Genomic DNA, 356 nt, shown 5'->3' on the forward strand with positions numbered 1-356 from the left:
GAATCGCGCCGCCCGCATCGAGATGGGACTGCATCAGCCCGACCAGCATCCGCTGCGAGGCTGTATCGAGCGCCGGAACATGGCGGTTCAACGCCCCAGTATTCCATCCCATAGCGGCAGGCTGACCAGCGCGCTGAGGAAGATCACGAGATAGGCGATGCGCCGGAACGTCTCCTCGGAGGCGATCCGGAAGGCATGCGTGCCGACCCAGAGACCGGCGCCGTAGATCGCAAACAGCGGTAGCGCCATCGCGAGCGATGCGGCCGTGATGATGCTTTTCAGCCAGAGCAAGACACCGCTGACCACGGTCGACAGGCCGAAATAGGTCTGGAGGTTGGCGCGGGCCTTGTGCCGGT

The 356-nt window shown here is 64.3% G+C and carries 1 protein-coding gene; it reads right to left on the reverse strand.

The genetic code is table 11. The features are described from left to right. Positions 1-87: 87 nt before the first annotated feature. The coding region (locus AB4Y92_RS26790; RefSeq protein WP_441822378.1) for a hypothetical protein at positions 88-356 on the reverse strand (269 nt) is incomplete at its 5' end.

Origin of the sequence: Lysobacter sp. TAB13, from assembly GCF_052113885.1 — a bacterium.
Lineage (GTDB): Bacteria > Pseudomonadota > Gammaproteobacteria > Xanthomonadales > Xanthomonadaceae > Lysobacter > Lysobacter gummosus.